This is a genomic window from Streptomyces sp. NPDC029014 (assembly GCF_055564695.1).
The window spans coordinates 1-26,493 of sequence record NZ_JBVHVT010000091.1 but is presented as its reverse complement, the minus strand read 5'-3'; the positions used below and the strand labels follow the sequence as shown (position 1 = coordinate 26,493).

Annotated in this window: 16 protein-coding genes and 2 pseudogenes; 4 read left to right on the top strand and 14 right to left on the bottom strand. The window is 71.8% G+C overall.

Features of this window, described 5'->3' with window-relative positions:
* Positions 1-72: 72 nt before the first annotated feature.
* The 4 genes from ACZ4VL_RS33975 to ACZ4VL_RS33960 all read right to left on the bottom strand — a co-directional run bounded on the left by ACZ4VL_RS33975 (position 73) and on the right by ACZ4VL_RS33960 (position 14,644).
* The gene (locus ACZ4VL_RS33975) at positions 73-3,195 is read right to left on the bottom strand and encodes a phospholipase D-like domain-containing protein (RefSeq protein WP_468207907.1); all 3,123 of its coding nucleotides are present in this window, start codon (positions 3,193-3,195) and stop codon (positions 73-75) included.
* The gene (locus ACZ4VL_RS33970) at positions 3,195-6,443 is read right to left on the bottom strand and encodes a hypothetical protein (RefSeq protein WP_468207904.1); all 3,249 of its coding nucleotides are present in this window, start codon (positions 6,441-6,443) and stop codon (positions 3,195-3,197) included. The genes ACZ4VL_RS33975 and ACZ4VL_RS33970 overlap by 1 nt, the downstream gene beginning before the upstream one ends.
* Positions 6,436-13,935, bottom strand: a complete 7,500-nt coding sequence (locus tag ACZ4VL_RS33965) for a serine/threonine-protein kinase (RefSeq protein WP_468207901.1) — start codon at positions 13,933-13,935, stop codon at positions 6,436-6,438. The genes ACZ4VL_RS33970 and ACZ4VL_RS33965 overlap by 8 nt, the downstream gene beginning before the upstream one ends.
* A gap of 325 nt (positions 13,936-14,260) precedes the next feature.
* Positions 14,261-14,644, bottom strand: coding sequence for a hypothetical protein (locus tag ACZ4VL_RS33960; RefSeq protein ID WP_468207930.1), 384 nt, complete (start codon positions 14,642-14,644; stop codon positions 14,261-14,263).
* Here ACZ4VL_RS33960 and ACZ4VL_RS33955 point away from each other — a divergent pair.
* Both ACZ4VL_RS33955 and ACZ4VL_RS33950 read left to right on the top strand, forming a co-directional pair.
* A pseudogene (locus tag ACZ4VL_RS33955) lies at positions 14,579-14,908 on the top strand (transposase family protein); the annotation flags it as partial. The gene ACZ4VL_RS33960 and the pseudogene ACZ4VL_RS33955 sit on opposite strands and share 66 nt — an antisense overlap.
* 109 nt (positions 14,909-15,017) lie before the next feature.
* Positions 15,018-15,800, top strand: coding sequence for a TIGR01458 family HAD-type hydrolase (locus ACZ4VL_RS33950; protein ID WP_468207899.1), 783 nt, complete (start codon positions 15,018-15,020; stop codon positions 15,798-15,800).
* A 330-nt stretch (positions 15,801-16,130) separates the two neighbouring features.
* Here ACZ4VL_RS33950 and ACZ4VL_RS33945 read toward each other — a convergent pair whose 3' ends face one another.
* From ACZ4VL_RS33945 to ACZ4VL_RS33935, 3 genes and pseudogenes are all read right to left on the bottom strand, one after another.
* The gene (locus ACZ4VL_RS33945) at positions 16,131-16,268 is read right to left on the bottom strand and encodes a hypothetical protein (protein ID WP_468207896.1); all 138 of its coding nucleotides are present in this window, start codon (positions 16,266-16,268) and stop codon (positions 16,131-16,133) included.
* A 420-nt stretch (positions 16,269-16,688) separates the two neighbouring features.
* Positions 16,689-17,357, bottom strand: a complete 669-nt coding sequence (locus ACZ4VL_RS33940; RefSeq protein ID WP_468207892.1) for a protein-L-isoaspartate(D-aspartate) O-methyltransferase — start codon at positions 17,355-17,357, stop codon at positions 16,689-16,691.
* Positions 17,358-17,734: 377 nt separating this feature from the next.
* A pseudogene (locus ACZ4VL_RS33935) lies at positions 17,735-17,900 on the bottom strand (helix-turn-helix domain-containing protein); the annotation flags it as partial.
* A 166-nt stretch (positions 17,901-18,066) separates the two neighbouring features.
* On the opposite strand from ACZ4VL_RS33935, the gene ACZ4VL_RS33930 reads away from it, so the two are divergent.
* The gene (locus ACZ4VL_RS33930) at positions 18,067-18,366 is read left to right on the top strand and encodes a DUF6204 family protein (RefSeq protein WP_468207890.1); all 300 of its coding nucleotides are present in this window, start codon (positions 18,067-18,069) and stop codon (positions 18,364-18,366) included.
* Here ACZ4VL_RS33930 and ACZ4VL_RS33925 read toward each other — a convergent pair.
* A complete protein-coding gene (locus ACZ4VL_RS33925; RefSeq protein WP_468207887.1) occupies positions 18,320-18,760 on the bottom strand; it encodes a response regulator transcription factor in 441 nt (146 codons plus the stop codon). The two genes, ACZ4VL_RS33930 and ACZ4VL_RS33925, sit on opposite strands and share 47 nt — an antisense overlap.
* 62 nt (positions 18,761-18,822) lie before the next feature.
* Here ACZ4VL_RS33925 and ACZ4VL_RS33920 point away from each other — a divergent pair, with 62 nt between their 5' ends.
* A complete protein-coding gene (locus tag ACZ4VL_RS33920) occupies positions 18,823-19,206 on the top strand; it encodes a hypothetical protein (RefSeq protein WP_468207885.1) in 384 nt (127 codons plus the stop codon).
* Here the strand turns inward: ACZ4VL_RS33920 and alaS are convergent.
* The 6 genes from alaS to ACZ4VL_RS33890 form a co-directional block, all read right to left on the bottom strand.
* A complete protein-coding gene (alaS, locus tag ACZ4VL_RS33915) occupies positions 19,157-20,695 on the bottom strand; it encodes an alanine--tRNA ligase (RefSeq protein ID WP_468207882.1) in 1,539 nt (512 codons plus the stop codon). The genes ACZ4VL_RS33920 and alaS overlap by 50 nt on opposite strands.
* Before the next feature lie 30 nt (positions 20,696-20,725).
* On the bottom strand, positions 20,726-21,301 hold the full coding sequence (locus tag ACZ4VL_RS33910) for a GNAT family N-acetyltransferase (RefSeq protein ID WP_468207880.1): 576 nt from the start codon (positions 21,299-21,301) through the stop codon (positions 20,726-20,728).
* Positions 21,298-22,356: a tRNA (adenosine(37)-N6)-threonylcarbamoyltransferase complex transferase subunit TsaD gene (gene tsaD, locus ACZ4VL_RS33905; protein ID WP_468207925.1), complete on the bottom strand. Its 1,059-nt coding sequence runs from the start codon at positions 22,354-22,356 to the stop codon at positions 21,298-21,300. The genes ACZ4VL_RS33910 and tsaD overlap by 4 nt, the downstream gene beginning before the upstream one ends.
* A 112-nt stretch (positions 22,357-22,468) precedes the next feature.
* Entirely contained in the window at positions 22,469-23,815 is a 1,347-nt protein-coding gene (locus ACZ4VL_RS33900; protein ID WP_468207878.1) for an MATE family efflux transporter, read from the bottom strand.
* The gene (locus ACZ4VL_RS33895) at positions 23,812-24,834 is read right to left on the bottom strand and encodes an LLM class F420-dependent oxidoreductase (protein WP_468207875.1); all 1,023 of its coding nucleotides are present in this window, start codon (positions 24,832-24,834) and stop codon (positions 23,812-23,814) included. Before ACZ4VL_RS33895 ends, ACZ4VL_RS33900 begins: the two co-directional genes overlap by 4 nt.
* A gap of 64 nt (positions 24,835-24,898) precedes the next feature.
* A complete protein-coding gene (locus ACZ4VL_RS33890; protein ID WP_468207873.1) occupies positions 24,899-26,317 on the bottom strand; it encodes a YcaO-like family protein in 1,419 nt (472 codons plus the stop codon).
* Positions 26,318-26,493 lie beyond the last annotated feature (176 nt).

The window sequence follows — 26,493 nt, the reverse complement described above, 5'->3', positions numbered from 1 at the left end:
CGCTGATCGAGGCAGGCTCGTCCAGCGGGTGTTTCGCGGTGGTTGCCGTTTCGTCTGGACGGCAGGCGCTGTTCAGAAGCCGTACTTGGCAGCGAGTGTGGCGAGCGCCAGCGTTCCCGGGAGGTCGAACTCCTCACCATCGGGGTCGGCAAGACCCTGGTCGAGCGGCGTGATGGGGGTGGTGCCCGGCGTGACGCCGGTCCAGAGCCGCTCGATTCGGCCAAGGCCGCCTGCCAGGAGTTGCTCGCGGATCACGCCCACCGTCTCGCCTCCATCGGCGAGCCGAACGAAGCGCGGATCGGGCATGAAGCCGAACGGGCTCGCGAACGTGGCCGAGATGCCCAGCCGTTCCGCTACCAGCGCGCGGCGGAAGGTCCGCAGCGATGGGCAGGCGCCCTCCTGCAGCTCCATGTCGGTGAGCACCACGTCGGTCGAGCCGTCGAGTGTGAGGCCGCGGCGCCGCAGTGTGCAGGCGCCAACGAGAGCCCATACGTCATCGACGATCACGACCGTGGCCTCGAGTCGGCTGCGACGCCCGGGGAATCCGACGGGGTGGAACGCGACGACGCGTGACGCTTCGGGCGAGGATGCCGTGGGCAGTCCGAGGATCGCGGTGTGGCGGGCGGTGGCCTCGTAGGCGGCGGCCGGCTCGTAGCCGGGCGCGAAGTCCGGGTCGCGCGGCACGCAGATCGCCACGTGCAGGCCGGGCGCGGCGTTGAGGCGGCTCGCGAGTGCGGCGATGAGGTCGGCCGCGTAGGGCGGTACGGGATCGCCCGTGGCTGCGTAGTCGCGTTGCGTCGGTGCGAAGCCGGGGGTCTCGATGTAGATGAACCGGCGTGCACGGCCAATTGCGTCGAGGAGCGCCCACTGGGCATCGCGGCGGCCGTACGCGGAGGTCATCACCTCGCGTTCGGCCTCCTCGAACAGTCTCTCGCGTGTCGATTCCGACAGCGTGTCATCGTCCTTGAGCCCTTTCAGCGTGTTGATGATCTGCGTGCGATACGGCACGCCGGCCGGAACGAGGTTGTTTTCGATCCAGTCGACGAGATCGTCGAAGTTCTGCGGGCGCGTCGTCGAGTCGGGGTCGATCGCACCGCTCGTGCGCAGCACAGCGAGTTCGGGCGTCGCGCAGCTCGGCGCGATCGTCTGCAGCGCAACGCCGGCCATGGTGCCGAGGGGCGAGGTGGCCACCGAAGGTTGGTCCCAGCGCGCGTTGGCGATTTCCGCCATGCGCGTGTCGAAGCGCGTCGTGCGCCGGAAAGCAGCGCGCCCGAGATCCCATGCGAGTCGCCCGCCATCCACCGCGACTCCCACCGCCTGCGTCTCCCGTCCGCCGAGGCCGCCCGGGGTGCCGAGCCGAGGGGAGGCCGAGTGCAGCTCGGGGGCGAGTCGGCCGCCGCTGACCACGGCGCGCCAGATGCCGGCGGTCTGGCCGGCGACGATGAGCTCGCGGTGGGCCATCGTCGGCAGGCGCGACGCGTCGCGCGGCTGTCCCTCGCCGGACAGTGCGGTGATCACGTCGAGGGGATCTGTCGTTCCGGCTGGGATGGCCGGACCGCGCAGGCCGAGCACGCCGGCGTTGGAGATCCCGCGCCGCGGCGCCGCGGCGAACGGGTTCGCGGCGGGCGCGGGCGGGACAGCGAGCGTCGAAGGCGCCGCGACATCGGCCGCCACGGCACCGAAGATCCGCGTCTCGCCGGTTCGCTTGACAACGATCACGTCGACCGCCAACCGGGCCTGCGATGGCAGGACGACGGCGGAATCGGGGAGGCCCGGCACGCGGAGCCGGAACGGGTCGCGCAGCGGAAGCGTGAGCGTGCCGCCGCGCGCGATTCCGGCGGCGCCGTCGCCGCGGGCTTCGCGCGCGTCGGGCGGGAAGACGCGTGGGTACAGCCGTACGTGCGCCTCGTCGGGCAGCCCGGAGAGGGTCACCACGACGTCGACGTCGGCGGTCGCCGGGTTGCCGTCGGAGAGGAAACCGGCAGTCATGGCGAAGCCCGTCCGCAGGCCTGCCGGGACGGGACCGCCGGGCGCAGCGGTGCCGGTCACTGCCGGGAACCCCGGCCAGTGCGCGGCGGACCCGCGCGTCGCCGGTACGGGGAATGCGCCGTCGATCGCCTGCGCGACCACGTGTGATTCGACGGGTGCGCCGGCGAGCGCGGCGGCGGCGGATGCCAGTACGTCATTGCCGTCGGCGACCGGCATCAGCACTTCGTCGAGCCGCACCTCGGGCTGGGGGTGCACCTTGGTGCCGTCCCAGGCGGGGTCGGGTGTGCCGCGCAGGTAGCCACCGAGGTCGGTGACGCAGAGCGAGAAGAAGTCACGTGTGAGTGCCACCCCCGAGGGTGCGCCGGGCGGCGCGAACTGCTCACTCAAGGTGCCCGTGCCGGCGGGGCCGAGGCGCAGCAGGCGCCGCACCCCGGCCGGGAACGCCCCGCTGGTCGGGGCCTTGGTCACGACGCCGGTGAGGCCGCTGTCGAGAGTGAACAGCCCGTTCGGCGCGTTCACCGCAGTGATCCCTTGCAGTTGCGCGCCGTCGTGGGGACGGCCTGCGTGGTCGGCCAGCCGTAGCCGAACGGCGGCGGTCCCGGCAAGCGCGGCGATCCGGGACACCTGGTGGCCAGGGTCGAACGCCGCGCCGAGCGGACGGTCCTGCAGCGTGTTGTGCGCGGTCATCAGGGCGGTCAACGCGGCGGCGACCGCGAGGGGGTCGATCGGCAGTCCCGAAGCGTCGTGGAACGTGCAGCTGCCGCTCACGCCGAGGTCGCCCCCCGCCGCGATGTTCCCTCCGGTCCCGCCACCTGCGGTGTAGCACACGAACAGCGGCACCGGACGGAAGGGGAGGCCGCGGGCGCGCTCGGCCCGTGCGCCGGCCGCGCTTTCGAGTACCTGCGCGTACAGGTGCGCGAGCCGCAAGTATGCCCGCCGATCGAACGTCAGCACACGTAGGCCCATGGTTGGCAGGGGCACGCCGCCCGGACCGACCAGTGTCAGCGGCAGCGCACGCCCGGCGGCCGGCACGGCCACCGTGCCGGCCAGCGGGGCGCGCCAGCTCCCGCCGGCCAGCGTGAGCGCCATCGCAGCCTCGTCCGCGGCGGGGAGGGTCCCGTCCGTCCAGGTGGGACTCATCACGGGCATCGAGCTGCCCCACGCGGCGATCCCGACGCTCCTGATCGTCTCCGCGAGCGCACCCATCACGTGACCTCCGGCAGTGTCTGTTCGAGGCTGCGCCCGAGCGGGTTTCGGACCACGACCACTCCGGCCGTCAGGTCAGCGCGCACGCGGACCGAGTAGGTGCAGCGCCCCTGTGCGTCCGGTGCGCCGCGCCGGATCTCCGGCATGGCTGCGAGCTGTTCCTCGGTGGGCGAGGGAAGGGGTCTGAGGAGTGCGCCCTGCGGTACGTCCTGTGGTGCGACCGAGAGCACGGCCATCCGCTCCAGGCGCGCGCCCGGCGCGGGTGCGGCGATCCGGCTCACGACGATCCGGGCCTGCCCGACGGGGCTCTCGCGGACCGGCAGGTCGGTGCGGAAGCGCACGACACGGTTGGTCGCGTTCGCCGCCACTTCGACACTCTCCAGCACGGGTCCCACGGTGGGCGCGAGCACGATGCTCGCGACGGCCGACGGGTCGGACTCGCCCGGGATGCCGCCGTTCGGCGGGTCGGCTCGGCCGACGGCCACGACGCGGTAGTGGTACGGGTACCAGCTGGCCTCGACCGGATCGGTGATCGCCAGCCCTGAGTCGCCGATGGTCGCGCCCGGCCGTCGCGGGACCGTCACGGCGCGCCAGCCCGGATCGGACTCGGCGATCACGGCCGGTCCCATCATCCCGGTCTCCAGCGCCAGTCCCGCACGCCGCACACGGTGCACGCGCAGGCCGGCAGGGCGCGGCCCGCGGCCCGGGACGGCGATCACATCGACGCCGCCGCTGGGCGCCGGGCGCAGCATCAGGGTCGGTCGGCCTGGCACGATCCGGCGCGGTACCGCGACCAGTGCGACCGTGTCCGAGCGCGCCGACTCCACGTTGGCCACCGTGATGGCCGAGACCCGGTACGCGTAGAACGAATCGGCGGCGCCGGGCAGCGCAAGCTCCAGCCGGGTCTCGGTCAACGGGCGGTCATGCACCCGGGAGAACGCGATCAGGCTGCGTGCCTGCGCGTCGACCGAGCCGGTCACGAGCGCGCGCAGGGCGCCCGCACGGGTGAGTACGGTATCGCCCGTTGACGGGTCGGCGACGCCGGGCGCAACGGCACGACGCAGCGCCGCCTCGGTCGCCTCCCACACGATGTAGCCTGTCGCGCCGGCGACCGCGGGCCAGGTGAGCACGGCTCGGGCCCGCCCTGTCGCGTCGGGAAGCGCGGTCCACAGGAGGTCGATCGCGGGCAGTACCGGCGGCGAGGGCGGGATCGGGTCGGGCGCGCGGGCCACGCGCGGGTCCGACGGCGCACTCAGCTGGGTCGGTCGCACGGTCTCGGCTCCGTGCACCCAGACCGCGAAGGCGACCTCGCCGGCGGTCGTGAAGTCGCACGAGAGCCCCGTCAGCCGCAGGCGGTACTGGCGCCGGTCGCCCTCCGGCGCTGTCAGCCCTGGCCCTGGGGCCGCTTGCGGCACCAAAGAGACCGTGCCCACGTGGCCCGAGTCGATGAACGGCGCCCCCGAGGCGGTGAAGCGGATGACGACGGGACCGCCCGGCCCGAATGGCACCGACGTCGGCGCGGAGGCGGGTGGCTGCGCGGCGGTGCCGATGAAGGTTCCGGTCAGCTGGAGGCGATCGGGCGAGCGGTCCGACCAGTCCCACACGACGTCGACCTCGAGCGTGCCCGGCACGATCCGACCGGCGCGCGCCACGACGTCGGTCGTCAGGTCTGCGCTGACCAGGCCGGGCACTTGCACGGGGCCGGCCGAGGCGGTCGACGCGACGAGTCGCCACGGCGACCAGCGCGCGAACACGTCGAGCGCCAGCACCATGTAGCGCGTGGTGGGCGTCCCACCCAAGGGGACGGCCGACACCGGATCGGTGAAGACCGTGCGTACGCCGGTCGGTGGGACGCCGTCGACGGGATCCGGGCGCTGCGGGACGAACGGGTCGTGACCGCCGGCCCTGCGCGGTGCGTTGAGGATCGCCGCGTCGCCGGGCCTGAGGCTGCGCAGAACTCCGAACCCGGCCGGAAGCTCCGACAGTGCCCATGAGACCTGCACTGCTTCGGTGGCCGGCTTGTCGGTCGCCGGCGCTCGGTTGCGCTGCAGGTGCGCGGTCTGCAGGGCGGTGGGGGGCGCCGGAGGGGGCTGCAGCTGCACGAGGGCGGCGAGATCGAGTGAGCCCTGGAACGGCACCACGTACGGCGCCGTGACCATGTAGTCGAAGCGGGTGCAAACCGTGCCGGGCGGAAACACGAGCTGGCTCTGGCCGACCTCGGTGTGCTCCCGGAATTCGACCGTTCCGTAGCCGAGGGCGCTGGCGGCTTCGGAGTCGCTGCCTGCGCTCAGCATGCTGATCGCGACGACCGGCAGCGCCATCACCGTCGGTGCGGTGCCCCCGCCGCCCGGGACGTCCACCTGCCGGATGCCCGGGAGCGTCGTCTGGACCTCGAAGAGAACCTGCATGCGCAGCGGATCCGTGTCGTCGGACGCGGCCAGGCAGTCGCCGATCAGCGGGACGAGCGCGGGCGACGGTGTGCGCAGTGACTCCATGAACCCGGCCGGGTCCGGCCCGTCCCAGGTGGGCGTCGGGATGTCGGCCACGTCGGTGGGCGGCAGCGGCAACCGCAGCGTGCGCGCGATGTCGAGCCGCATCAGCGCCGCTTCCAGCCCGTTCAGTGATGGTGTCTCATAGCCCTGGTCGAGCGCGTCGTAGGCCGGCAGGGCGATGTCGCTCTTGTCGAAGGGCAGCCCGACGACTTGGCGGCGTTCCCAGTCGCCCGCGTTGGCTACGGCGTGCTGCATGTTCCCGCGCACGTCGGCGACTGCGCCGTTGCCGCTCAGCCGCAGCGCGGCGATACCCGGGGAGCGGAACGCGCCGCGTGCGCCGCCGGTGAACTCGATCCGTTGGCCGGGGATGGCGTGGAAGGCCAGGTCGAGCGCCTCGACGACCAGTGCGGACCCCGCGAGCGGGTTGGCGTCGAACTGTACGTCGTACATCTCGCCCTGCGCCCACGTGATCAGCTGGGGGGTGCCCGTCACGGCGACGGGGGTGCCGGAACGCAGGAGGGTCGACGTCTTCTCGTTGCGTGGGCGGCGCCAGACCTCGAAGGGACGCCGCGGGAAGCCGAGGTCAGGGTGCGTTGTCCAGCGGAGCGCGACCGGGTCGCCGGCGATGTCGGGCCGGTCCGCGCCCGGCTGGTGTGCCTGCTGGACCCGGACGGCCTTCTGCGCGCGTCCCGTATCGCGGGTACCGTCGAGCACGCCCCCGTGGAGCACGAACAGGTTGGGCAGGACCCTACGCATCGTCGGTCTCCCATGGGGCTTCGGGACCGAGGGTGAGCGCGAGCACCGTCGTGGTCCGGTGGGCGAGTCCGTAAAGCGTCGATGCCGGGCGCTCGGCGGCAATGGTGACCAGCGTGTCCGAGGTGCCGACGGACGCGTCGGCGAGGACCGCCAGCGTGCGCGCACCGCCGGGCGAGTGCACAAAGCTCGCGACCGCCGCCGAGCCCTGCTCGACCAGCCGCAGGGCATCGACCGTGGCCGGCACGATGCGCTTGTAGGCCGGGTCGAGCTGGTCCGGGACGGTCTCCAGCCGCGGCTCCTGGTGGGTTCGCCACAGCGGCTCGGCGGCGTCGATCAGAATCGCGTGCGGAGTGAAACGGGTCTCCCCCACCCGCTGAGCCCAGTAGACGACGACGCCGCCCTCGGCCGGCGCCGACAGCGCCTGCTCACCCGCGGCCACCAGCGCCGCCTGCAGCGCCTCGTCGGTTGCCACGGCTACGGCGCCCGCCGGCAGCCCGGCGATCCGCGCCGCAAGCGCGCGATGGCGGATCCGGCGCCCGCGCAGGTCGTCCGCGAGTGCGGCGACCGACGCGAAGCGTGACGTGGTGAAGGTACGGCGGAACAGCGGTGTGCTCGCCTGTGTGGACGGCGGGGCGGGCGGCGGGGGGTCGAGCTCGACGTCGAGGGTGTAGTCCATGAGCGGGCGCAGCAGGACCGGCGCCGTCCACGACCCGTGTGCCTGCACCGTGGCCCGGCCCGCGCACGGCAGCTCGCCGGCCGCGACCATGCCCTCGAGGAACTCTCGGTAGGGCGAGCTGAGCCCCGCCTCGACGGGGTCGAGCGCGGTGATCTCGCGGGTGGGGATCGGCACGCCGTCGGCGGAGCGCAGGACGAAGCGCAGCTTGCGGCCGTACGCGGCGTAGAGCTGCACGACGGCGAGATCGTTGAAGACGAGCTTGAGCGGGTCGTCCGTGAAGTGGAAGCGCTCCTCGTCGTCGGGCGTGGTTCCGAGCACCCACGGGTCCAGCCGTGGAGGCGGGTGGGCGTCGGTGCGGAAGTGGAACGACTGTGTGCGCTGCCCTTGGCTGGAGGGCGAGCCGCCGGCGAGCCGGGCGCTGACGTCGTAGCGGACGCTGAGCGTGTAGAGCGTGTCCGGTGTGAGCAGCGGCACCGGCGTGCCCGCCGTGAGGTAGTCGACGAGCGTCTTGATCTGCCCTTCGCGGATCTCGGTGTCGGTCGCGAAGCGCTCCTGCTCTGCGAGCGGGCACACCTGGACGATGCCGACGAGCACGGCGGGCGGCGACACCACGGGAGCCTTGGCAGGGACCCTCAAGCGCAGCCGGTCGCACTTCTTCGAGGGCTTGACGGTGACCACTACGCGGTCGAGCCCGGCGAAGGCGGGGTCGGCGAGGAACGTCGCGACCGGCTCCACGTGCGGGAGCCAGGTCCCGGAAGGGTCGAGCCATTCGGCGGGCAGGCCGGTCGTCGTGCCGATCACGAATGTGGGGCCGAGGCTGGAGACCGGCCGCGAGTCGAGTACCGCCCCATCGGGGGCGAGTTGCTCCAGAAGCAGACCCTCTTGTGCGAGCAGGAGTCTGTCGACGGCGAGCAGCAGCGTCACGGCGAGGGCGCGCCCCGTGCGCAGCACGATCCAGCGGTCGTTGCCGAGCCGCTCGGCCTGCTCGCTCGCTTCAGGTTCGGGGCTGAGCGGGTCCTGGCGTTCGGTCTTCACCCGCAGCGGCAGTTTCAGCGCGCGGAAGCAGCGGCGGGGATCGGGTGCCGCGGTTCCCATCGCCCCGGGCGCCGCCGCCGCGGCGGCGCGGGCCAGGCCCGGCGGCGCAGCGAGCGCGGCGGCGGCGCGGCGCTCGCTCAGCAGGCCCGCCTCCAGCGCTTGACGCGCCGCCTGGCGCGACCAGAACTCGGCCGCGAGCCCGGCCGCGCGTGCGTCGCCGCGTGTGCGCGGAGCGCGCAGCGCGGAAGGGCGGCCCCCTTCCGGCGGTTTCGGGACCTGCGGCGGCGTCGCGAAGCAGACGCGCAGGAGCAGCGCTTCGTCCTGTGGCGCGTCGATGCGGACGCGTGCGATCGGCGTCGCGGCTCTGGTCCGCAGCACGAGTGTTTGCGGCGTGGCTTGGTCGGGCGTCATCGTCATGGTCGTCAGTGACAGTCCGCCGGCGCCGGTCGCGGTCACCTTGGCCGGCGAGCTGAAGTGCGCCAGTTCGACCTCCACCAGCGGGCTCGGCGCGTCCAGCGCGATATCGGTGCGGAAGCCGACCCGCAGTCCGGTGACGCCCCCGATCGTCTGAATGCTCGTGTCCGGCTCCAGCGCGCCGGCGAAGTCGAGCACGGTGAAGCGCGCGCCGGGACGCACCAGCGGGTTGGCGTCCGGCCGCGGGAGCCTGCGCGGGAAGGTAATGCAGGTGCGGTCCTCCGGCAGCGGGTCATCTGGCGGCGTGACATCGACGTTGGGGCCGATGACCTCGGCGGGGACGGTCGTCCCCAGGCCTGCGTCGGCCAGCACGACGCCGAGCAGCCGGTCGGCCGGGTCCGGAGCGGGTTCGTCCACCTGGAGCCGCGTGTCCCTGGGCACGCTCCGGCGCGTACCCGGCGGGTCGGGTGCGGGGGTACCGTCCAGCGTCCAGCCGTCGCCGGATGGCCCGAGCGGCTGGCCGCAGAATGTGAACAGGACGCACGTCGGCGGCGCGACGGGGTCGCACAGCCCGCTCCAGCGCCGCGTGATCGAGGCGTCGAGGTCGGTAGAACGTTCGAGCGCGCGCTCCGCCGCGGTCGGCGCGCGGGACATCAGCGCGAGGTCGATCGAGGTGTCGGCGCTGTTCGGGTCCGGTGCACGCTCGGTACGCCAGGTGGCGGGCGGCAGCCCTGATGCACCGGTCAGCGGCGGCCAGAGGGAGATCTCCCCCAAGTCGTAGCACACCTCGTGGTCGCCGCCGACTGAGATGAATCCGTCGGTGGTCTGTTGCGGCGAGGCCGGGATCGTGGTGGTGAAGGTCGCCGCGCCGGCGACCAGTGGCGAGGCGCCGAACTGGATCACCGGCACGGTATCGATCGGCACCGTGGGACCGGACGACGCGTCCCGCGCGGCGTCGCCGAGGCTGGAGTCGATCGGCCGGTCGCCACCCTGCCCCGCGGTGAGCACCGGCGCATGGCTCTGCAGGAAGACGTTCTTGACCAGGTCGGCGGCCGGTGGGTGGGTCACTGGTACGCCGATCGAGTGCCGGACGCAACCTTTGACACTGAAGAAGAAGAACGAGACCTTGCCGCAGATCCTGCCGTCGATGAAGGTCCGCGTGGCCGCCGGCGACTCGACGAGCACCTGCGCCTGCAGGTCGCCCCGTGCCTCGATGCTCACGATGAACAGCCGCAGCTCGCCCTCGAGGAAGATCCTGCCGGCAAGGAGCAGGGCGGGCGAGAACGAGATCCCGAGGTGTGCCCCGGCAGCCGCCCGCAGGTACAGGCCGAGACTCTCGTCACCGAGTACGATCGAGGCTTCCAGCCCTGCGGCGAGCGCCAGACCGAGCAGGTCGGCCGGCGGGTCGGTGCCCTGCCAGTCCTTGATCCTGTCGCCTTCGATCATGAAGTAGCCAGAGGCCCGCACGAGGTTGAGTACCATCGCGGTCGCCGGCGCGGTGTGCTTGCCGAGGTAGAAGTGCCAAGAACGCGGGTCGTCGAGCTTGACGAAGAGCTCCGTCGGCACGGTCACGCGCAGTACCTCGCCGAGACCGAGATCGGCGATCACCCCGACCGTGAGCTGCTTGCGCGCGAAGTCGAGGTCGATCACGCCGAGGATCCCGACATCGAGCCCGCCCTCGCCTAGGCTGGGCACCTCGGCGACGATCTGCAGCTTGATGAAGATGAGGAAGCGCGGGCCGGGTAGCTCCAGCACGAGCATTCCGCGCAGGTTCAGCACGAACCCGTCGGTCGTGCCGAGGATGATTCCGGCGCCGAAGCTCCAGCGGTCCAGCTCCGGCACCCACAGCGTGTCGCCGTCGACGACGAGCTTGGCCGGCTCGCCCTTGGCCCGGATCAGCCAGCGGAGCGCGGGGCCGACAGCGGTCCCGTCCGGTGGGCGCTCGTCGCGTTTGTAGTGCATCGCGAACAGTCCGCTGAAACCGAAGATGCCGAGCCCGGACTGGAGGAGCGGGATCGGCGCCGGCAGCTCCACGATCATCCCGGCGAACACCGCGACCGCCTTGCGCTGGCCGATCGGCAGGGTCCGCACACCCAGGCTCGCGCTGATGCGCAGTTTGAGCGGGACGAGGCTGACGTCCGCGGTGCCCTCGAAGCCTCCTCCGGACAGCTCGCCGGTCTCGTTCGGCGCCGGCTCGATGATGTTCACGTAGCCCGATCCGACGAGCACTTGGGAGATGTCGAGCTTGACACCACTCGGCAGGATCGAGGGCGGCCCGAGAGGGTCCAGCGGCCAGCGGACCTTGAAGCGGTCGACGGTGACAACCCCGAGGTCGACCTTCAGGCCGAGGTCGACTTCGAGCGTCAGCGGGTTCACGCGTGCGATGCGGGCGCCGAGGATCTTCAGCAGGTCACCGAGCGGCGATGGGAGACGGAACAAGCCGGGGTCGGACAGGTCGAGTTCGTATCCCTTGGAGGTGTCGAAGATCGGCTGGTAGTGGATGCCGTCGGCGAAGCGCAGGTTGAACCCGACGGCGCGGTAGCGGACTTTCAGCGGCTTGGTGGTCGCGATGCCTAGCTGCTCGATCTCGATCCCGAACTCGACGCTGTAGTCGAAGGTCACGCCCGCGTCGGTGAACGCGACGGCCTCGCCGGGCGGGACGTTCTGGCGCAGCTTGAGCTCCCCGCCGTACAGCGTGACCTTGTCGGTCTCGAAGACACCGAGTGCGCCGACCCCCGCCGGAACCACGAGGCTGATGCCGACGGCGACCCAGTCGCCGGCGCTGCCGGGTTCGACGGCGGCCGCGGCGGTGTTGATCACCGGTGCCATCACCAGCAGGGCGCCGAAGGTGTCCTTGAAGATGTTCGCCTCGCTGCTGCCGGAGCCGCTGCGCGGGTTGGTCATCTGCAGCAGGCCGTTTCGGTCCTCCGGCGCCGCGCCGATCGACAGGCGCTCGGCGAGCTGGTGCGTGGCCGGGTCGTAGGTGACGCTGAGGAGGAAGTCGACGACGCCGTCCTCAGGGTTCTCGTTCACCGCGGCCGTCGTCGGAGTGAGGCCGAGGTCGCCGGTCGCCGAGCCCGTCTGCTGGCGCAGCGCGGCCTCCAGGTCGGTTTCGAGGTCGAGCCGCCCGCTGACTTCGGCGAGTACAAGGACGTTGCGCTCGAGCCGCACGCGCAGCCCTGCCCGGCGGAACACGTTCGGCTTGCGGTTCGGCTCGGGCGGCGGCGTGGACGGTGGCTCGGGCGGCCGGACCGGCAGGGGCGTCGATGCGGGCGCGCGCGCGATGTGCGCTTGCAGCGTCGCCGAGGGCGCACTCGGCGGGCCGGCCGGCGCGCTGATGACCGCGACGCGATGCCGCTGCGCGCGGGGATCCGGGGAGCTCTTCGCTTCGGTATGGCCGGTCGCCTGCTCGGAGTCGAACACGGCGTCCGCGCGGGCGGCCAGAACCATCCGTTTGGCGATCTCCATACGCACTTCGGACAGTTTCTGATCGCGTGCCTGGTTCTCGACGCCCTCGAAGCTCGCGTGCCCCTCGAGCTCGAAGTGCGCCGTTGCGGGCACCTGGTTGGCCACCCAGTCCTGCAACGCGGCCACGACACTGGACGCGGGCGGTCCTCCGCCGGTGGGGCGACTCGCGTCGAACAAGAAGTCGGCCGGTGACTCGGTGCCCGCTGCGTAGGCGGAGACCTGCCGCTCCAGACCGGGGGCGGTGGCGTCGACCTCAGGTCTGTCGAGCGTGAAACCGAGCCGGAACTCACCGCCGGGCGCGTCGGCCACCGGCGGCCAACTCACGGTGATCGCAAGTTCCGCTCCCTCGGGTACGTCGAACGACACCGCGCCACGGGCGTCCGGCGTCCGCACGGTTCCACCCACTGTCACCGTCGCGCCCTGACCGCCGGTCACCACAACGGTCTCGGTCAGGCCGCTCGAGGACGGCGTGCAGGACAACGAGTACCCTTGCGGCAACGGGTCCGGGCTGCGGCTGGTGACCTCGAACACGGCATCGGCGCGCTGCGCTGTGTCGGCGGGCCGGTCGGCGGGCGCGCCGTCCGCGGTGTCGGGCGCCGCCCGGATGGTGAGATCGATGTCCTCCAGATAGGTCTGCCGGGTTCCGCCGGCGCTGGTCGTACCGCCGTCCGTCACGAGGATGTGCAGCGTCGCCTTGCCGGCCGGGCGCAGCGTCGCGGGCGCTCCCGGGGAAAGCGGCGCCTGGCGCGCGGCCGGGTCCCACAGTTCCTCGGCGCCTCCGCCGTCACCAAGGCGGGCCTGGATGGCGTACGGAGGGATTCCGCCCGAGACGAGTACCTGCACGACACCGGTGTTGAGGATCGTCGCGTGCCCAGGGAGGATCGTGCCGGTCGTTGTCCCCTTCACGTACGAAACCTGGCGCGCTCCCTCGAACAGCCGGATGCCGGCTTCGAGTTTCGACTGCGGCCCCATCACGTCGATCGAGGTCTCCAGCGACACCTCGCCGACGAACGAGACGAGCACGTCCTGCACGCCGACGTTGACCGCCCAGTCCTTGTCCGCGTCGGCGTAGTAGACCCGCGCACTGCGCACATAGACGCCGCGGAACGACTCGTCGGTGCCAAAGAACTGCAGGATCTCCGCCGGTGTCGAATCCTTCGACAGGTCGAGCAGGACCTGGTCGACACCGAAGCCAATACGACCCGACTCGTGGATCGCCAGCGCCGGCTCCATCCGCACCAACTCCCCCGCTGCGAGGTCGTGCGGCGCGTCAAATCCGCCGGATCCCCAGGACGCGAGTTCGAACGTCGGCGGGGTGGTCAGGTCGTCTCCCTGTTCGTAGGCGAGCACGACCTTGGGCAGTACGAAGCGCACGTCATGGGTGGCGCGTGCCGGGTCGGGCACGATGCGACCGCTCGAGTCGAGCGTCCCGGGCCGCCAGCTCGAGCCGAGACGGAAGGTCAGTGCACTGACCATGAGCTCCAGGCGGAACCGCACGCCGGGGTACTCGGTCGGGGCTGTGGCAGTCCCCTCGACCGGGCCAAAGGCATTGAACAGCGCGTTGAGATCAGGCGAACCGACCACCGGGGCGCCGACCGCAGTGGACACGAACGCGGCACCGTCGCGGGGCAGCGTGAGCCGGAAGTCGAGCGTCGCGTCCTCCCACGCGAACACGGCCCCGCTGGGGTCGCGATGCACACGCTCGGGCGTCGCTCCTGCGGCGCCGGTGAAGGAGCAGCGCCCCGAGTGCACCACCGCTGATCCGTCGTGTGTGGTGTGCAGTTCGTCAACCCCAAGGGTCGACAGGTAGCGGTCCACGTATTCCGGGAAGGTGAAGCCGGCCAGAAACTGCGGTGCGAGAAGCTCGTACAGGCCCAACCGCGAGGTTCCCCCGTTCATGGTTCCAGCGAAGCACAATCCGGGTGTATGCGGCATCCCCGTCTCATCGATGTCGATGACTTCGTGACCGGTTAGCCGAGCGCAAGGGTCCGAATGGGTGTGCACGTAGGCGCGAAGCAGCCCCCAAGCCCTGTGACGACCCCGTATGCGGGTTGGAGGTGCTGTTCGGGTTGTGCTGTTCGGGGTTGCGCCGCGGCTCGCTGATGCCGGTGTCGCGGATCCTGTCGCAGAGCTGTGATGCCGCGATGGTGAAACGTTCCTCCAGGGATGGTCCGTGCCGTCGGCGGAGGCACTGGGATCTTCCTTGCGGGAACCCCGCACCATGTCAGCCGAATCGCCCGTTCAGGTTCCCGGCTTTCGCGATGCGCTCAGCCGAGGACAGTTCGTGCAGGAAGCGGACGGCGTCTTCGGCCTCGAAGTTGACGCCGGAGGCTCCGGACGCGAGAGGCGTGAGAAGCCCGTGAGCCTTGTCAACGTGGCCACTGATCGAGTATCCGGATGGCCGCGCAACGGGCGAGGCCGTCGGGTTGTCGAGCGGGACGTCCGACGTCCGCAGCTCCTCAACTCGTCGGCGCCCTTGGTTCCTTATCGTGCCGTACTCGATATCCCGGGTCACACACCGCGCACGCGCGTCCACACCGTCGTGGCACTCCTGGCCGCCCGGGCGCCGGGCCTGACCGCAGCGTTGAAAGCCGCGGATGTCCGACATGTCTTCGACGGCACACTCGTCGAATGCGACCGGGTCGGTGACGGTCGCGACGACTACTCGGACACACGCCGCCGTCACGGGGTGAACGTGCAGGTCATCACCGCTCCAGACGGGACGCTGGTGTGGATCTCACCCGCTCTGCCGGGCCGTGCCCACGATCTGACCGCGGCCCGCAGACACTGGATCCTCGCCACCTGTATCCGCCTGGGCATCCCGATCCTGGCGGACAAGGCCCACCACGGAGCCGGCGCCGCAGTCGCCGTCCCGAGCCGGCGCCGGCCCGGCAGGTCCGGGCGGATTCCGGCGTTCGGCACGACGGGACCCGCGGGCAGTGCGGCCTGTCGGGCCGTCCCCCGGGGCTACCGTCGGCTCCATGAAGCGAATCCGCGCCGTTCTCATCGACATCGACGGGGTCCTCACCGTGTCCTGGAAGGCTCTGCCCGGCGCGGTGGCGGCCATGGAGAGGCTGCGCGCATCCGGTATCGACTTGGTGTTGCTGACGAACACCACCTCCCGGACCCGCGCCTCCATCGCCGCGCGCCTGTCCGACCTGGGATTTCCCATCGCCGAGCAGGACGTCCTGACCGCTCCGGCCGCCACGGCGGCCTACCTGCGCGAGCATTTCCCCCGTGCCCGATGTGTGCTGCTCAACAACGGGGACGTGCGGGATGACCTGACGGGGGCCACCTTCGTCGACGAAGGAGAGGTGGACGTGGTCGTCCTGGGCGGAGCCGGCCCGGAGTTCGACTACCAGGCCCTGAACCGGATCTTCGGCTACCTGCAGCGAGGGGCCCGTCTCGTGGCGATGCACCATAACCTGTACTGGCGTACCGAGGGAGGACTCGACCTCGACACCGGAGCCTTTCTCGAAGGCCTGGAGAAGGCGGCGCGCACGCGGGCGGAGGTAACGGGCAAACCGGCTCCCGCGTTCTTCGAGAACGCTCTCGCCCAACTGGGCGCCGACCCCGCCGAAACGCTGATGATCGGCGACGACATCGAAACCGACGTGCTGGCCGCGCAGCGCTGCGGCATCACCGGAGTCCTGGTGAAGACCGGCAAGTATGCTCCGGCAACCCACCAGGGCGCCTCCGGCGCCCCCGACCACGTCCTCGATTCCTTCGCTGACCTGCCGGACCTCATCGACCGCCTTCGATGACCCACGGGCACGCTGCGGGTTTCCCGGCTCACTCCTCGTCGGACATCCCGGCGCCCCTCCCTGCCCGGCACCCCGTGCGACCGCCGCTGCTGCCGGGTGAGGGGGACTTCACCGACGCCGACGCCGGTGCCGAGACCGGTGAGAAGCGCACCACCACGCTCCGCAACGGCGCGCTGGTCTTGTCTGAGAGCGGTGACCGCCTCCTCAAGGCACCGGACGCCACCATCACGCTCCGTCACCCCGCCGGAACTGACGCGCCCGGACCGGGCCGGCTTTGCGGCACCTGGCAGAAGTCCTCGTCCCTTACGGACAGCTCGGTGCCCGGTTCACTCAGACGCGGAGCCTGCGGGTGGCGGCCCCGTGCAGGCGCAGGGCCGCCACCGTGCCGCGGGCGGCGGGCTCCCACTCGGCGAGCAGCCCGCCGGGTGGTGGGTCGAGGAAAACGCGGCCTGGAGTCGGCAAGGTCACGCAGGTGGGCACGCTCGGCCGGGTCGAGTCGCAGTGCGCGGGTCACCGCAACCAGCCCCCAGACTGAAGCATTCGAGGTGCGGCCGCGCTCCAACCGCACGTAGTGGTCGACGCTGACCCCCCGCAGCTGGGCCACTCCTCGCGGCGGAGGCCGGGCGCCGGCGCCGGGCCCGCCCCGGGTGTGACCTGGGTACCCAAGGCCGGCACGAGGACGCGAGGCCGGATCGACCCGTCGGGTAAGGGCAGGTCCCGGTGGGTCGGGGTGAAAGCGTAGGCGGTTCGTGCGCCAGTGCGGGCGGGTAGCTCGGCTCGGCCCCGCCGTGCCGCCCGCGACGACACCACCGCCTGCCCGGACGGTCTGCGGGAGCTCTACGTCAAGGCCGGGCGGTTCTCGCCGGTATCGCCACGACTGCCGCAGTTTCAGGAACTGCCCACGGCGTACCCGTGGGCACCGTACAGACGGACGAATCGGGCGGCGGTGAGCGTTCGGAGGCGCCCGAGGCCCTCGGGACGGCGTTCGTACAGCTCCACCTGCTCCCGCCCGCCCGGGCCCACGGGCTGGACCAGCCGCCCGCCGATGCGCAGCTGCGCCACCAGGGGATCCGGCACCTGCGGAAACGCCGCGCAGACCAGGACGGCGTCGTACGGGGCGCTGTCAGGCGCGCCCAGTGTGCCGTCGCCGAGGAGGACCTCGACGGTGCTGCACCCCTGGGCAGCCAGTCGGCGGCGGGCCTCCACGACCAGCTCGGGCCGGCGCTCGACGCTGACGACCTGCCCGGTCAGTCGGGCCAGCAGCGCGGTCTGCCAGCCGTAGCCCGTCCCGATCTCCAGCACCCGTTCGCCGCCGGTCAGGCCGAGCGCGGCGACCATCATGGCGACCAACGAGGGCTGTGTGGTCACCTGGCCGCCGGGAAGGGGCACCGGGACGTCCCGGTACGCGGAGTCCGCCTTGGCGGCGGGCACGAATGCGGCCCGTGGGACGGTCAGGATGGCCTCCAGCAGCCGTACGTCGGTCACTCCGGCCGTCCGTGCCGCGAGGACGAGGTGCTCGGCGGAAGCCTCGTGGAACGACGGTCTCATTTCCTCCATCACCACTCCCGGGGCACTACCAGATAGCCCTCCTCCGATGATGCGCGCGCGGGACGGGACCGGTGAAGACCGGCTGCGCGGGCCGACGGATGGCGGAGGTCCGGTGGCGGTGGGAGGGGGTGGCTCCCGCCAGGCCCGCGAGATCCGCACGGCCCCGCAAACGTCGTCGCGAAGGTTGAATCTTCGCGGCGGGCGGCTTTTCGCGGCAAGTACCGACCTGCCCCTGCGCGCGGAGGCTCCGCTTCGGCCACGCAGGCCCCGCAGCGAGCGCGGCTCCAGGAAATCGAGCGCGAGCCGTCAGCGGCATCGGCGGGTGCTGAGCCTGACGACCGGGCTGTCGGTGAGGGGTGTGAGCTCGTCGTACCACTCGACGATCGGTCGACGACGCGGTCGGCGGCTGACTTCGAGACCCCGAGCAGCGGCGCAAGCTGCCGCAGGGTGAGGTTGGTCCGCAAGTACTCTGCAACCAAGCAGGACCCGGTCCTCCAGCGGCAAGCTCCACGGCCGGCCCTTGCGAACCGGATCCGCACCCTCCCGCCGCAGCTCGCCGGTTGTGGCGGCGTGAACGGTCACGCGGTCGGCGCGGATGGTCAGGGTGTTGACCGCGACGTCGGCGGTCTGGTGGAGCCAAAGGTCTTGGAGGGGGTCGTCAGTCACGATCGTTCACGATCGCGGGTTCGAGCGCACCTACCGAGTCGTCGTCCGCGGCGTGTTCGCCGACCTCGACGACCCCCAGCGCACCCAGCTCCTCGCCACCGCAGACGAACACGACATCCTCAGGGCCGCGTTCACCGACGCCGGCACCCTCGTCTACGACCGGGAGCTGCGCGCCTTCTCCTTCCGCTGCGTGGTCCGGCGGGCCGCCGACCTGGAGGACGAGGCGGCGGGCGCTGCGGCCTGCGACCGGGCGGCCGCGGCTCTCGCCGAACGCGGCATCGGACACGGCGCACTGAGTACCAAGGTCACCAGCGTGGACGACGTGAAGATCCGCCGGCCACGCCGAGGCTGATCGGCGACGCCGGTACGTCGAAGGGCTGACGCACGCGGTTCCCTGAAGGGACAGCGGAAACCCGCGACGGGCCACGGCCGGGCCGCCGCTGGATCAGCCCGTTGTCCCGTGCGTAGAGCGCGGCCTGGGTCCGGTCGCGCAGGCCCAGCCGGCTCAGCACGCGCGAGATGTGGTTCTTGACGGTGCCCTCGCTCAAGTACAGTCGGGCGGCGATCTCCCTGTTCGTGGCGCCTGCGGAGATGAGACGGAGCACCTCCGTCTCCCGTGGCGTCAGCAGTTCCGGAGCGGGGGTGCCGGAGGCCAGCGCGGCAATGACCGTTTGATCGAACTGGGCGATACCCGCGTGCGCCAGACAGACCGAAGTCGTACGGCGAACGGCAGTCGCGAGAGGCACACGGGCAGCATCAGCAGGGGGATCGCGAGGGCGACCCGCTCGGCCCAGCGGGCACCGGCCGCGTGGCGGCCCGCCACCCCGATACAGCCCTGGCCCTGGACCCGGCCCCGATCTCCGGCCCCGCCTTCGGCTGTGCCCCTGCATCGGCCTTCGTCTCCGTGTCGGCCGAGGTCGCCGAGGCCGTGCTGGCCGAGACCACGGAGGCGTTGTCCGCCGCCAGCGTCGTGGCGGCCGGCGTCGGATTCGTCATCACAGCCGGCCCGGAGATCGGGCTCGGCTGGGCGAGCGCGAAGAAGAGCGCCGACGAACTGAACCAGGCCATCGCCGACTACCAGTGGAAGATCAACAAGCTCACCGGCTACTCCCGCACCGCCGCCCGGCTCACCACCACGAGCCTCACCGACATCCGCACCGCACAGCAACGCATCGGTCCAGGACGACGGTGACGATGTCGCCGGTGGCCGCCACAGGAACCGGGCCGGAGGCGCCGAGCAGGGCCAGCACGCGGGACTCCGTGGTCAGGGCTTCCCAGGCCCGCCAGTCGGTCGGGCCGTGCTCGTCCAGGACGAACCGGAGGGCGGACGTGTCCAGCGCGCCGCCGGATTTGCGGGCTCGGGCATCCGCACGGGCCCGCTCCCGCTGGGCGTTCATCAGCGCGGTGAAGCCCTCGCGGTCGACCTCCACGCCCTGCTCTGCCGCCATCTCCAGGGTCAGGTCGATGGGGAAGCCGTACGTGTCGTGCAGCAGGAACGCCTGGGCGCCGGGCAGCGACCGGCCGCCTTCGGCTTTCACCCGGGCGACCGCGGTGTCCAGGACGGTGGTGCCCTGCTTGAGGGTGGCCCGGAAGGCGTCCTCCTCCCCGTACGCCTGGTCGGCGATCCGGGCGAAGGACTCCGCGAGCTCCGGGTAGCTGGGGGACATGCAGTCTCGGGCGACCGGCAGCAGCTCGGGCAGCACCGGCTCGTGGAAGCCGAGCTGGCGCATGGAGCGGACCGCGCGGCGCAGGATGCGGCGCAGCACGTAGCCGCGGCCCTCGTTGCCGGGTGCGGTGCCGTCGCCGAGGAGCATCAGCGCGGTCCGGACGTGGTCGGCGACCACCCGAAGACGTACGTCCGCCTGCGGGTCCGTGCCGTAGCGGGAGCCGGACAGCAGGGCGGCGCGGTCCAGGATCGGGCGGGTCTCGTCGATCTCGTAGAGGTTGTCGACGCCCTGCAGGAGGGTGGCCATCCGTTCCAGGCCCATGCCAGTGTCGATGTTGCGGCGGGGCAGCTCGCCGAGGATCGGGTAGCCGGACTTGCCGGAGCCCTCACCGCGCTCGTACTGCATGAAGACGAGGTTCCAGAACTCCATGTAGCGGTCCTCGTCGACCGCCGGACCGCCCTCGCGGCCCAGCGCCGGGCCGCGGTCGTAGTAGAGCTCGGAGCAGGGTCCGCAGGGGCCGGGGACGCCCATGGACCAGAAGTTGTCCTCATCGCCGCGGGCCACGATCCGCTCGTCCGGCAGGCCGGCGACCTCGCGCCAGATGCCGCGGGCGTCGGTGTCGGAGTGGTGGACGGTGACCCAGATCCTCTCCGGGTCCAGGCCGTAGCCGCCATCGGCTTGGGACGTGGTCGACAGGTCCCAGGCGTAGGCGATGGCCTCCTCCTTGAAGTAGTCGCCGAAGGAGAAGTTGCCGTTCATCTGGAAGAAGGAGCCGTGCCGGGTGGTCTTCCCGACCTCCTCGATGTCCAGGGTGCGGATGCACTTCTGCACGCTCGTTGCCCGCTGCCACTGGGGCTGGGCCTCCCCGGTGAAGTACGGCTTGAACGGGACCATGCCGGCGTTGACGAACAGCAGCGTCGGGTCCGGGGTGGGCAGCGGCGCGCTGGGCACGACCGTGTGGCCGCGCGCGGCGAAGTGGTCGAGGAAGCGCTGTCGGATGTCGGCGGTACGCATGGGCGTGGGTCCTGCTCCGGGAGTGGGCGGTCAGAGGGGGCGAGGGGCGGCTGTGCGAGCCGGGTGCAGGGGGCCGAGGAAGACCGCGTGGCCGGTTCCCTCGGGAGCGGGGTGGGTGGCCTGGGTCCAGCCCAGGCCACGGTAGAAGGCCAGGGCGTCGTGGGCGCGGACCGAGGTCAGCAGCCAGCACCGGCCACCAGGGGCGTCGGCCGTCACGGCCTCGAGCAGGGCGGTGCCGACGCCCCGGCCGCTTGCTTCCCTGGCGACGGCGAGCTCGTCGACCTCGCGGCCACCGCACAGCCATGACGCCGTGCGTCCGGGGCCGAGCGCGGCGGCCACCTGCGGGTAGCAGCGGCCGGACGGGAACTCCACAGGCGTGGTCCGGGCCGTCGCGAGGCCGATCACAACGTCGCCGTCGAAGGCGAGTGCAGCCACGAAGCCTGGGCGGGGCGCTTCCTCGGTCAGACCTCGGAGGAACCGGTCCGTCGCATGTCCGTCCTCGTTCCACGGCGGCTGGGTGAAGGCCTCGGTGTAGACGTGCCGTATGCCGTCCTGCCGGGCGAGCAGTTCGGCGCCGGATACCCGGCGCACCGTCACGGCGCTCACGCCACTCTCACAGGCGGCCGGGCGACGGGGTGCAGGGCGGCGTACTCCAGGGGCGCGGACGGGTCGATCGACATGTCGAGCTGGGCGGGGTCGGAGCCGGCCCGGACGAGCAGGTCGCCGACGGCGGCGATCATCGCGCCGTTGTCGGTGCACAGGGTCAGCGGCGGCACTCGCAGCTCGACCCCCGCGGCCGCACACCGCTCCTCGGCCAGGGCGCGCACGCGCGAGTTCGCGGCCACGCCGCCCACCACGACGAGCGTGCGCACGTCGTACTCCTTGCAAGCGGCCAGCGCTTTGCGGGTGAGGACGTCCGCGACGGCCTCCTGCAGGGACGCCGCGCCGTCGGCCACCGGAATCTCCTCGCCACTCAGGCGGTGCCGCTCGGCCCACCGCGCGGCGGCGGTCTTCAAACCGGAGAAGGAGAAGGCGTACGGGGCGTCGCGCGGGCCGGTCAGCGGGCGCGGGAAGGCGACGGCGCACGGGTTGCCCTCCCGTGCGGCGCGGTCGATGGCGGGCCCGCCCGGGTAGGGCAGCCCGAAGACCCGGGCCACCTTGTCGAAGCACTCGCCGGCCGCATCGTCCACGGTGTCGCCCAGGTGGAGGATCGGATCGCGGACCAGGTCCCGTACGAGGAGCAGCGAGGTGTGCCCGCCGGAGACGATGAGCACCATGCAGGGGTTGGGCAGTGGCCCGTGCTCCAGGGTGTCGGCGGCGACGTGCCCGGCGAGGTGGTGCACGCCGTACAGCGGTACTCCGGCCGCGTAGGCGAGGGTCTTCGCGCCGGCCAGGCCGACCTGGAGGGCTCCGGACAGGCCGGGGCCGGTGGTGACGGCTACGGCGTCGACGTCACGCAGACGCAGCCCGGCCTGGTCGAGCGCCTCCTGCACGACGGGGTTGAAGGCCTGCAGGTGCGCGCGGGCCGCGATCTCCGGCACGACGCCGCCGAAGCGCGCGTGCTCGTCCATGCTCGACGCGACGACGTGGGCCAGAAGTTTCCCGCCGGACACGATGCCCGCGCCCGTCTCGTCGCACGACGACTCGATCCCGAGCACCACCGGAGCTGCCACGTCTACCTCTTTCGCATCACTGACGCAGTTGCAAGCAATGTGCAATAAGGTACTCCGCCGACAGAGGCCACGTTCGCCGGGCTCCTTCAGCAACGTGGTGTCAGGGGTCGACACGTCCCACGGCAGGACCCGGAGAGTCGGCAGGAGCGCGGAGGTTCCGCCTGCACAGCGGCCGGAGAATGGCCGCGTAGAGAAGGCCGAAGGCGGTCCAGGCGAGGTAGATGCCGGGAAGGCCCAGCCCGGCGTGCAGCCCGAGGAGCCAGCCCAGCGGGATCAGCAGCAGGTAGTCGCTGACGACTGAGGCGATCATGACGGACCGGGTGTCCCCGGCGGCTCGCAGTACCGAGGCGTACCCCATGGCGACGGCGAACGGCAGCAGACTCAGCAGCGCGGGCAGGGTCGCGGACCAGGCCTTGTCGATCACGACGGGATCATCGGTGACCAGGGAGATCAGTGGGCGCCCCAAGCCGATCGCCATGACGGCGGGCGCGGCGAGTACCAGCAGGAGCATGCGCTGACCCGTGCGGAGCCAGGCGGCGACGGGTTCGCGTCGTCCGGCGCCGAGCTCCTGGCCGGCCAGGATCAAGAGGGCGGACGAAACCGAGGCCAGGCAGGTGAAGACCACCAGGACCAGGTTGTCGACGATGCGGTACGCCGCCAGTTCCTGCGTGCCCATCCGCGCCGCGAACCCGGCCAACAGGGCCTCGTTCAGGTAGCCGATCCCCGACATCCCCATCTCCGGCCACCCGATGCGCCACAACTGTCCGGCGAGGGTGTAGACGCTGTCCGTGTTCTTCTCGTACGAGGGGAGGCGGTTGCGGCAGTAGAGCAGCAGGTAGCACGTGCCGGTGATGGTCGCGGCGAGGGAGGCCAGCGCCGCCCCCGAGATGCCGAGTTCCGCCCGGAAGATCAGCAGCAGGCCCAGGGGCAGGTTGACCGTGTTGACGAGCAGCGCCGTGTACATCGCCACCCGGGTCGCGCCGGTACCGGCGCAGGCGCCCAGAAGCGTGAACGAAACTGCCGCGAAGGGGAGAGCGAAGGCCATCACCTGCAAGTACGAGGCGCCTTGGCCGACCAGCGCGTCCGAGGCACCGAGCACCGCCAGGACCGGCGCGGCCCCCACGTACAGCAGCCCGCCCCCGATCAGCCCCGCGCTGACGGCACCGGTCAGCCCGACGCGCACGGTCAGGCCGACGGCTCCGGGCCGCTCGGCGCCGTGGAACCGGGCGATCTGGACCTGGACGGCGGTCGCCCAGCCCCGTACGGCGATCAGGGCCACGAGGTAGACCGGGGCGGCGATCGCGAAGGCGCTCAAGGCCGTCGTGGACAGGTGGCCCAGCATCACGGTGTCCACGACGTTGACGGTGATCTGCGTCAGCCCGGCCACCAGCAGCGGCGCGGCCAGCCCCCACGCCCGGCACATCGTGGGGCGCGAGGGTTCGGTCACAGAGCGGCCTGGGCGGCTTCCAGCAGCCCGGTGTCGCGGTCGAGCAGGATGAGCGTGTCCACGCGCGAGTCCTTCCAGGCCAGGATCCGGTCGACGATGGCCGGCAGCGGTCCGCACAGGGCCACTTCGTCCAGCAGCGAGTCGGGAACGAGGGGGACGGCGTGGGACTTGCGGCCTTCGGCGAACTGGTCCCGAATCGCGTGCGCGGGGCCCTCGTAGCCCATGTGGCAGGCGATGTCGAAGTAGGTGTTGCGGGCTCCGGCTCCCACGGCGCCGATGAGGTGGGCGAACAGCGGCCGCAGCTGGTCGCGGCCCTCTTCCCGGGTATCGGCGCGGGCGACGTAGAGGATCGGGCAGATCTTGACCTCGTCCCGGGTGCGGCCAGCGCGGGCGATCCCCTCGTCCAGGGGGCGCGTCAGGGCGGCCTCGTGCTCGGGGGCGTACATGCCGGCCAGCCAGCCGTCGGCGATCTCGCCGGCCAGGCGCACGTTCTGCGGGCCGATCGCGCCGAGGTAGAGCGGGATGTGCGGCCTGAGCGGCTTCATGTCCGCCTTCACCGGGCGGGCCTGCCCGCTGGATCCAGGGCCTCGGTAAGGGAGTTGGAAGACCTCCCCGTCGTGTTCCACTCGCGCCTGGTGGGTGACGGCCTGACGCACGATGTCCACGTACTCCCGGGTCCGGCGCAAGGGCCGGTCGTACGGCTGCCCGTGCCACCCTTCGACGATCCATGGAACCGACAGCCCCAGGCCGAGGTGGAAGCGGCCGCCGGAGAGGACGTCCAGGGTCATCGCGGTCATGGCGGTCGCGGCCGGGGTGCGGGCCGGGATCTGCATGATGGCCGTGCCGAGCTTGATCCGCTCGGTCTTCGCCGCCAGGTAGCCGAGGACGCTCACGGCGTCCGGGCCGTACTCCTCGACGCTCCACACCGAGTCGACGCCGATGCGCTCGGCCGTCTCCACGACCGGGAGCACCTGCTCGACGGGTTCTCCGCCGTAGCCCAGGGCCAGTCCGAGACGCATGCGGCACTCCGTTCTGTCGTGCGATCACAGAGATGTTGAGGACGTTGGTGGAGCGGCCGTGCCGTCAGGAGAACGGCAGGGGGTGGCGGACCAGACCGTCTTCGGTGAGCGGTTGCGGCACCCAGCCGCGAGCGGTCGGCTCCACGTAGAGCCGCCGGCCGCCGAGGAAGGGGAACGCGGCCGGAGCGTTGCAGTAGAGGCCGGGCACGAGGACCCGAGCGACGTACAGGCCCGCGGCACGGGCCTCGGGAGTGGTGAGTTCGACGGCGACGGCGCGCAGCCCTTGCTCCTCGAGCCGCTGGAGCAGAGCAGGGGTCCCCTGATCGGTGGCTGTCGTCGCGGGGGTATCCGCACGGCGACCGGGGAACCGCAACCTGTCCAGCCGAGCGTCCTGCATCTGCGGATCGAGGTAGACCTGGAGGTGGAGCCGGACGTCGTTGACGTCACGCCAGTCGGGCCGGAAGTCCCGCAGGTACGCGCGGTCGGCGCGGTACGGCAGGTACGGCCGGTGTTCGGCCCGGCCGTGGCGGACGCTGCGCCAGAATCCGCTGTCGTGGTCGAGGAGTTCCAGGCCGGTCTCGTGCATACCGAGGGCCTCGGCCAGCGCCTTGGCCGCCGCCTCAGACGGAGTTTCGCGGCAGGCGCTGCCGAAAGCGACGAGCCGTCGGGCCCCGTCTTCGATGAATGCGCCGGCGACCAGGGCGCCGGCCGTCGACGGGATGCGCAGCAGAACGACCTTCAGTCCGGCGGAGTCGGCCTCGGCGAGCGCCCGGGTCAGGGATTCCCCGGCATCGAGCGCGAGGGAAGTGGCCGGCGCCCCGCTGGTCCACCACAGGGTGACGGCATCCCGTTCGAGGACTTCCCGCAGGGCCGCCTCGCGTGCTTGGGAACGGTCCGCGCCGGCCGCGGTGCCGGCGAGCATCGGATAGTTGGTCACCGGCTCCGAGGCATGCCAGTGACGGAAATAGTTCACGTACACCAGGGATGCGGGAACGAGGATTTCCTTCTCGTCGCCCATATCACGCCCCGACACCCAGGAGATCGGCAGATCGCGATCCATTGACACGAAAGGGAATCCCCGGCGTGCGTATTGTGTCGGGGAGTACAGTGCGAACTCCAGCGGGTCGACGGCTGGACGGCCGGAGCGGGCGAGTTGCGCGTACGACGCGGTCGGTAGAAGTTCGGGAACCACGTTTCCGCAGAACCGCTCGACGGCCTCTCCGATGGCTGCCTGCCGGGCCTGCTCGTGATCGCCGAGGGAGGCTCCTCCGGCGATCAGGTCGACCACACCACGGGTGAACTCCGGCTGCCTCGACAGGCGGGCGCTGTAGGAGACGAGGGTCGGCACTGTCTCGATGCGCGGCCGGTCCCGGGTGACACGCTCGACCAGACTGTGCGCGACTCCCGTCGCCGGTTGCGGAACCATGCCGTGCGCGGCCGGGTCGGCCGCCTGGCCAGGTGGTGTCGCGGAACCTGAGGTCACGGATCCTTGGCTCCTCTTCAAGCGTCGGACGGTTTGGGTGCACGCCTGCCGTTCCGCTCGGGCGGCCTGGGGGGGGGGGGGGGGGGGGGGGGGGGGGGGGGGGGGGGTGGGGGGGGGGGGGGGGGGGGGGGGGGGGGGGGGGGGGGGGCGAGGGGGGGGGGGGGGGGGGAGGCGGG